The sequence below is a fragment of the Acinetobacter sp. 802_lipA genome (assembly GCF_058242885.1).
In genome coordinates this window covers 209,078-216,766 of the sequence record NZ_JBZAYP010000002.1, presented here as the reverse complement: position 1 = coordinate 216,766, position 7,689 = coordinate 209,078, and the positions used below count along the sequence as shown (strand labels likewise).

The window sequence follows — 7,689 nt, the reverse complement described above, 5'->3', positions numbered from 1 at the left end:
TAGGATTTTAGACCACGCCTATAAGTGATAATCTACTCCCCAATAAGCATGGGAAATGCTTGTTTTTGGAGTCAACCATGACACGAAGAAAACGTCGTAATCATTCAGCAGAGTTTAAAGTTAAAGTTGCTCTCGCAGCAATTAAAGGCGACCACACACTCGCTGAACTTTCTACTCAATTCGATTTACATCAAAACCAAATCATCGATTGGAAAAATCAACTGCTTGAGCAATCAGTCAATATTTTTTCACGACCAACAGCACAACAAGAACCAGAGATTGACCTCAAAGCTCTACATGCCAAGATAGGACATCAGGCATTGCAAATTGATTTTTTAGAAGGTGCGCTCAGAAAAATAGGGCAGCTGAGCGGCAAAAAATGATCGATAAGACCCATCAACTTTCGGTACGACAACAATCGCAATTGATTCAAATCAATCGCAGTACGTTGTATTACAAGCCCAAAGAGATTTCATCAACTGATTTGAGTTTGATGCGTCTAATCGATGAAATTCATCTCGACTACCCATTTATGGGCAGTCGAATGATACGAGATATGCTACAGCGTCAAGGGCATCAAATAGGTCGGCGTAAAGTCCGACGTTTAATGCGCTTGATGGGAATACATGCTTTGTATCCAAAACCCAATACCAGTAAGCCTAATCTTGCACACCGTATTTTCCCATATCTGTTGAAAAACATGGTCATCGATCACTCTAATCAAGTCTGGTGTACAGATATCACGTACATTCCTATGGCTAAAGGCTTTGTCTATCTGTGTGCAATTATAGATTGGCATAGTCGTAAAGTACTGGCTCATCGAGTATCGATCAGTATGGAAACAGACTTTTGCATAGATGCGTTGCAAGAAGCAATTGTGAAATATGGTTGTCCTGAGGTGTTTAATACAGACCAAGGCAGTCAATTCACAAGCGAGGCATTTTTGAATGAGTTAAAATTGCGAAATATCCGTATCAGTATGGATGGGAAAGGACGATGGATGGATAATGTGATGATTGAGCGTTTATGGCGCAGCGTGAAGCATGAGGAAGTCTATTTGAAGGCTTACGATACGGTTAAACAAGCGAAACAATCAATTGCTGAATATTTGGATTTTTATAACACGATACGTCCTCATTCAAGTTTGAATAAGGCAACACCGGATGAATTTTATGATCAACATTTACTAAAAGTAATGGCAGCATAATTTAAATATTTAGAGCGGATTTATCACTTATAAAACTGAATTGAGTGGTCTAATTAACGGAACCACATTAATTCTGCGTGTTGAAATAGAAAGGAAAATTCATTTTCTGAATGAAGATATCGGGTATGAACTGGTAAAGATACAATCCACGATTCATATTCAATCCCATGACTTTAAAGCGCAAAGCGTGTTGCAGATGCAGCTCTTATTCCGAGGAATTTTACACTGGTATCGCCCGCCGATAGAAACACCAGATCCGGCAGTCAGGACGTAAATAACCATTCCTCCAGTTTAAATAAAAAAACCTGCAGATTCGATGCAGGTTTTTTTTAGAGATAATCAATCGCGTCTTATTTGGCTTTACGCTCTTTTTCAATCAGGTAATTTACCACCTGAATTACTTTGGCATCATTGCCCTGCACAATATATTTACCATTCACGGTCACCGCTGGTACACCGCTTAACTGATATTGAGCAGTCAAATTTTTTGCCTGAGCAATTTTTGACGAAATCGGGAATGATTTATAAGTCGTGTTAAATTTCTCTTCAGAAATACCATAACGGGTATAGAACTTGGCCAATTGTGCCTGTTCTAAAATTGGACGCTGCTTGTCATGAATATCATGGAATAACTGTAAATGTGCTTTTTGACGCACACCCAGGGCTTCTGAAACATAATAAGCACGTGCAGCCTGTTCCCAAAGCGGGTTCATTGCAGCAGGTGTACGTACAAAACGGATATCTTTGGGTAATTTTTTCAACCAGTCCTGCATATGCGGTTCCAACGTGAAACAGTGACCACAGCCATACCAGAAGAATTCACGTACCTCAATTTTGCCCGGTTTTTCGACTTTGACTGGTTTTGCGACCACCTGATAGTCCTGACCTGCCACAAAATTGGCCATAGCATTGCCTGAAAAGGCCAAAACAGATGCGGCAACAGCTCCTAAAAGGAATTTTTTCATTGGGATTATCGTCCTCTAAATCATTATGCTTAGTGTATGGGTTCACTATAAATCAATTATGCCGGTTCCGTTTTCATGCTGCGAACTTTTGTGCTATCAGAACCGCTACATTAAAGTATGCGACTGATTTTAAGTCAGTTAATATGGCCATTCGACCGCTATGTGTTTTTAGATAATCACAAAAGTTAAACTTTGAGTAATAAAAACGGTTATAATTTCTACGATTAAAACGTAGTGGTCAAACCTACAGTAAATATTAGCTTCTTACTATTCTCTTCAGTAACAGCCGCGTGGCTCTGAGAATGATCTTCTGACATACAATAGTTTCCTTATTCTATTTACGATTAGCTGAGAGACTTGAGTAAGCCTCAATATTTCTGCTAAAAATTGCTTACTATAATTGGTCAAGAAGCTTTCTTTTCATTTATCCACCGGGACAATATTGGTAATAAAACCAACATAAGAAGGGTTGATGAGATAATTCCTCCAATAACCACATTTGCTAGTGGGCACTTTACTTCTTTCTCCAATTCCAATGCCTCCCTAACTAATTAGAGAGTTTTAAGCATTATTACATGAATCTTTCCAGTACTATTGTTGCAAATATACTAAGTTGCATATTTATTCCTGCCTATGTATAGGAGCATATGTAACCCTAAAGTTTAAAATAGTCTTTTCGGATTATTTAAAAATTTGAAAATGGTAAAGAATAAATTAAAAACAATAAATATATTTATCATTCGATTTAAAAAAATTAATTAATCTTAGTTACACCATACTAAAAATAACTAATTTTTAGTTTTCCTAGTTATATGTGCTTCATTATAATTTTGAATTAATTCTCTTCACACCCTTTGCTTTTTTCATTGTTAATTATTTCTAAATTTTTCTCTAAGAAACGAAGTCCCCCATCAGCAAAACTACTGGTTGAAAAAACTATAGTAAAAATAACTAAAACAATCTTCATATATATATTATTGAATCTAATCATATCTTGGACCAAAAAATAATTTCTTCATATACTAATTCCTAGATATATACACCTAAATGACAACCAAATTACAAATTTGTAATTTTGTTAAGGTTTGTCCTAAAAAAAATAAATTAATACTATTTTAACAAAGATAAGTCGTTGCTGAAAAATTTGAATTGTAAGGGATTTAATTAGGCACTGTTGCAAATAGAGATTTGAGTCGATGATGTTCCCTTTAAAAAGTACTTAGAGACCGAAAACCCTGTTGATTAGACACACTTCACCCTGAGGCTGACCATAATAAAATGACGATGCTTGTCCTTTACGTAGTGCACGCATGACTTCAATACCTTTAATTGTGGCATAAGCCGTCTTCATAGATTTGAATCCTAATGTGGCCCTGATGATCCGCTTTAGCTTGCCATGATCACATTCAATCACGTTATTTTTATACTTAATCTGCCTGTGCTCAAGGTCTGGTGGACATTTACCTTCCCGTTTTAACCGTGATAAAGCACGTACATATGTGGGTGCTTTATCCGTGTTGATCACTTGTGGAATTTGCCACTTCTTCACATTATTTAAAATTTTTCCAAGAAAACAATATGCTGATTTGGTATTACGTCTAGAAGAAAGATAAAAATCAATGGTATCGCCACGTTGATCGACTGCACGATACAGATAAGACCATCGTCCATTCACTTTTACATAGGTTTCATCAATATGCCACGAGCTCAGATCTGTAGGATTACGCCAATACCAGCGTAAACGTTTTTCTATTTCAGGAGCATAACGTTGAACCCAACGGTAAATAGTCGTGTGATCAACATTCACACCCCGTTCGGCCAGCATTTCCTGCAGTTCACGATAGCTAATGCCATATTTACAATACCAGCGCACAGCCCAAAGAATGATTTCGCCCTGAAAATGCCGACCATGGAAAGGATTCATATGCTGCACCTTTAGCTAAAACAGTCTTCAACTTACCATTCGTGGTTATTTGCAACAGTGCCACTTGGGTGGTCTGCCTTTAGCTGGAACATGCTTCTGCAATTGCTCAACCATTTAAATAAAAGGTTGACCATGAGATGCCTGTATATCGCTTAAACTGTGTTTCAGAAAGCTTCTTTGAATCAATGTATTTCATCCGCAGATTATGCACGAATGCTAAGAAAATTAGAGTACAAATATCAATCAAAAAGGTGCTCGTTTTTTGATTTATGAAAGAGATCTATTATTCAATTATATCTTTTAATGATCAATAGAAAGCCTAGTTTCAAACACATTCTTCAGACACAAACAAATATGATCAAAATAGAGTGATTACTCTATAAAATAATAAAATCAATTACTTAAATCATATTTTATTTTAAAAAAATACAAATGTGTATTAAAAATAACCATTACTTACATTTTTTTGATTACAAAATATAATGAGTAAATTGCTTCCCATTTCATACATTTTTCATATATAAAAAGTCATACTATTTTTAAGGTTTTTCTAAATCACATTTTATACTTCATAGTTTTTAACATCATTATTAAAGGTGAACCATGCAAAAGAAGAAGCGCACCCCATTAGACGCACAACAGTCCCATCTTTGGATTATTGGTGGTGGTATCGCAGGTATGGCTGCTGCTGCATTTGCAATCCGTGATGCCAAAGTCCCTGCCAAAAATATCCATATTTTAGAAGAACTCGATATTTCAGGTGGTTCGATGGATGGTGGACATACACCGCATGCCGCGCAAGCTTGGGTAACACGTGGTGGGCGAATGCTGACCGATGAAACTTATTTGTGCCTATGGGACTTATTTTCCAGTATTCCATCTTTGGAAAATCCAGACATTTCGGTGCGTGAAGAATGTCGTGAGTTTAATGAAAAAGTGAAAACCCACGCCAATGCACGGTTGATTGATGCCGAACATGTCATTGCGGATGCAGCAAAGCTTGGTCTGAATACGCTACATCGTGCACAGATGCTGCGCCTATTAGCTTCAAAAGAAGAAAAAATTGGCAGTCGCCGCATTGATGAGTTTTTTGATGAAACCTTTTTTGAAACCAATTTCTGGCGCATGTGGCGCACGACTTTCGCTTTTCAAAAATGGCACAGTGCAGCAGAGTTAAGACGCTATTTCTTGCGTTTTATTCAAGAATTGCCACGCATTCATACCTTAGCGGGTGTGAAACGTACCAAGTACAACCAATATGACTCGATGATTCTGCCCCTACAGCGTTGGTTAGTCGCACAAGGCGTCGATGTGCGTTTTGGACACTATGTCACAGATGCAGACTTCATTACCAATGCTGAAACTCAAGAACGCTACGCTTCACGCCTATATGTACAATTGCCTGAAGGCTCAGAGCAAATTAATCTGAAAGCCAATGATTTAGCTATTTTCACTTTAGGCTCTATTACAGCAGACTCACGTTATGGCGGTAATCATGACGTGCCTGCCCTTATTCGTCATCGAGAAGATCATGGCTGGACGCTTTGGGAAACGCTGGCACAAAAAGCCCCAGACTTTGGCCGTCCAATGACTTTTTATGGCAATGTCGATGAACATAAGTGGGAGTCTTTCACTCTGACCATGAAAGATGACGTGCTACTTAAACGTATTATTGACTATACAGGCAATGAACCAGGCACAGGCGCACTCATGACTTGGTATGAGTCGGGTTGGCATTTATCCATCGTGGTTCCTGCACAGCCACACTTTGCCGACTTACCTGAAGGTTTATATACCTTATGGGGCTACGGTTTCCAAATTGACCATATAGGCGATTACATCAAAAAACCAATGTCCGAAGCCACGGGGCAAGAAATCCTAACAGAACTGATTAAACAGCTCGGTTTTGACGACATTTTAGATCATGTTTTGGCAACGACTGATGTTACTACCGCCATGATGCCATACGCCTCTGCCCTATTCGCCTGCCGTAAACCGGGGGATCGTCCACAGGTAATTCCACAAGGCTCACAAAACTTTGCTTTCCTTGGACAGTTTGTGGAAATTGAAGATGACGTGGTCTTTACTGTGGAATATTCAGTTCGTGGGGCGATGCTTGCCATTTATGAATTTTTTGGGGTGGAACGTGAAATCCCTGAAATTTACAACGGTCTACTTGATCCCAAAGTGGGTTTAAAAGCTTTAGAAACAGTGTTCCACTAAGTTTTTAATATATAGCGATAAGAGCACCTTTATGTCGCCACTATTACATAGTTTAATTTAAGCAACGTTTGGATACACGAGTGTGGCAGGGATGCCACACGTTATCCATCATAATAGGGATGTTATGTATGGGTAACAAAGGCTTTTGCTTTCTTTTGGCCTATCAAAAGTAAGGTTATTGCCTACGCAAACACCTTTTATACTTTATTGAAAGTTGAGGCCGTGTACGCACTGGTTTACCGTTAACATCAATATAAGGAATATAAAATGAAAGCAGCTCGTTTTTATGACCGAGGGGATATTCGAATTGAAGATATCCCTGAACCGAAAGTACTTCCAGGCACAGTTGGAATTCAAGTTGCGTGGTGTGGTATTTGCGGTACAGATTTACATGAATTCATGGAAGGTCCTATTTTTATTCCACCTTGTGGTCACCCACACCCAATTTCGGGAGAATCTGCACCTGTAACAATGGGACATGAATTTTCAGGCGTGGTTTATGCAGTTGGAGAGGGTGTAGATGATATCCAAATTGGGCAACATGTCGTAGTTGAACCCTACATCATTGCTGACGATGTGCCGACTGGCCCCAATGATAAGTATCATTTATCAAAAAATATGAACTTTATTGGTTTAGGCGGACGCGGTGGTGGTCTTTCTGAAAAAATTGCAGTTCAGCGGCGTTGGGTACATCCTATTTCAAATGATATTCCTTTAGACCAAGCAGCATTGATAGAACCTTTATCTGTCGGTCATCATGCCTATGTCAGAAGTGGCGCAAAAGCTGGCGATATCGCACTGGTTGGTGGAGCAGGCCCAATAGGCTTACTTTTATCTGCTATTTTAAAGGCTAAAGGTCTCACGGTCATCATTACTGAACTGAGTGCAAAACGTAAAGAAAAAGCGATAGAAGCGGGTGTTGCCGATTATGTACTAGACCCATCTAAGGTTGATGTAGTTGCTGAGGTAATGAAAATTACAGAAGACCGCGGTGTAGATGTCGCTTTTGAATGTAGTAGTGTCAATAAAGTCATGGATACACTCGTTGCAGCAATGAAACCAACTGGTGTAGTCGTTATCGTTTCTATTTGGAGCCATCCTGCCACAATTAATGTGCATAGTGTGGTGATGAAAGAGCTAGATATTCGTGGCACGATTGCTTATGTAAATGATCATCAGGAAACTATCCGTTTGGTTGAGCAAGGTAAGATTAATCTAGAACCTTTTATTACCCAACGGATTGCATTAGATGATCTTGTTTCTAAAGGCTTTGAAACATTGATTCATAATAATGAGTCTGCTGTAAAAATTATTGTTCATCCGTAGTAACGCCTAATTTGAACGACTAATTTGAATAAACTAGAAATAAA

At 38.6% G+C, this 7,689-nt stretch carries 5 protein-coding genes and 2 pseudogenes; 3 read left to right on the top strand and 4 right to left on the bottom strand.

The annotated features are described in order from the left end of the window. Nucleotides 1–77 precede the first annotated feature (77 nt). A protein-coding gene (locus AC4CU3_RS18800; RefSeq protein ID WP_490738485.1) for an IS3-like element ISAcsp5 family transposase occupies nucleotides 78–1,207 on the top strand; the annotation gives its coding sequence in 2 pieces (ribosomal slippage) (nucleotides 78–330 and nucleotides 330–1,207; 1,131 coding nt in all). A gap of 350 nt (nucleotides 1,208–1,557) precedes the next feature. On the opposite strand, the gene AC4CU3_RS18795 is transcribed toward AC4CU3_RS18800, so the two are convergent. From AC4CU3_RS18795 to AC4CU3_RS18780, 4 genes and pseudogenes are all read right to left on the bottom strand, one after another. Continuing rightward, nucleotides 1,558–2,172, bottom strand: a complete 615-nt coding sequence (locus AC4CU3_RS18795; RefSeq protein WP_004281881.1) for a thiol:disulfide interchange protein DsbA/DsbL — start codon at nucleotides 2,170–2,172, stop codon at nucleotides 1,558–1,560. A gap of 177 nt (nucleotides 2,173–2,349) precedes the next feature. Further along, nucleotides 2,350–2,489: pseudogene (locus AC4CU3_RS18790) on the bottom strand (cation diffusion facilitator family transporter); the annotation flags it as partial. A gap of 87 nt (nucleotides 2,490–2,576) precedes the next feature. After that, a pseudogene (locus tag AC4CU3_RS18785) lies at nucleotides 2,577–2,693 on the bottom strand (hypothetical protein); the annotation flags it as partial. Between the two features lie 698 nt (nucleotides 2,694–3,391). Next, nucleotides 3,392–4,096: an IS6-like element IS1006 family transposase gene (locus tag AC4CU3_RS18780; protein WP_005028599.1), complete on the bottom strand. Its 705-nt coding sequence runs from the start codon at nucleotides 4,094–4,096 to the stop codon at nucleotides 3,392–3,394. A gap of 603 nt (nucleotides 4,097–4,699) precedes the next feature. Here AC4CU3_RS18780 and AC4CU3_RS18775 point away from each other — a divergent pair. Then, the gene (locus AC4CU3_RS18775; RefSeq protein WP_004726755.1) at nucleotides 4,700–6,319 is read left to right on the top strand and encodes an oleate hydratase; all 1,620 of its coding nucleotides are present in this window, start codon (nucleotides 4,700–4,702) and stop codon (nucleotides 6,317–6,319) included. Nucleotides 6,320–6,586: 267 nt separating this feature from the next. Further along, nucleotides 6,587–7,645, top strand: a complete 1,059-nt coding sequence (locus AC4CU3_RS18770; protein ID WP_004281883.1) for a 2,3-butanediol dehydrogenase — start codon at nucleotides 6,587–6,589, stop codon at nucleotides 7,643–7,645. Nucleotides 7,646–7,689 lie beyond the last annotated feature (44 nt).